The 350-nt window shown below is 59.4% G+C and carries 1 pseudogene; it reads left to right on the forward strand.

Annotated features, from left to right (window positions below):
- Positions 1 to 181 (forward strand): annotated as a pseudogene (locus tag K6M89_RS30735) (nitrogenase molybdenum-iron protein alpha chain); the annotation flags it as partial.
- Between the last annotated feature and the right edge of the window lie 169 nt (positions 182 to 350).

A 350-nucleotide genomic window follows, 5' to 3' on the forward strand; every position in this document is an offset into this window, starting at 1 on the left:
GATGGGCATCCCCTTCCGCCAGATGCACTCCTGGGATTATTCCGGCCCGTATCACGGCTATGACGGCTTCGCCATATTCGCCCGCGACATGGATCTGGCCATCAATAATCCGGTGTGGGATCTCTACGACGTCCCCTGGAAAAAAGAGGCCGCGCCAGCTGAGGCGGTTGCGGCCGAATGAGAGCCTGGCCTGTCTTGGGAAGGGGCAGGCCAGGCTCTTCCTATCGGACTTGATCCGCACTCGTGACAGATGACATCCCATTGCCGCCACCGGTGCGGCGCGATGAAAAGAAAGGTGCTTACTATGCCGCAGTCGGCGGAAAAAGTTCTCGACCATGCTCCCCTGTTCC

Origin of the sequence: Rhizobium croatiense, assembly GCF_019793465.1 — a bacterium.
Lineage (GTDB): Bacteria > Pseudomonadota > Alphaproteobacteria > Rhizobiales > Rhizobiaceae > Rhizobium > Rhizobium croatiense.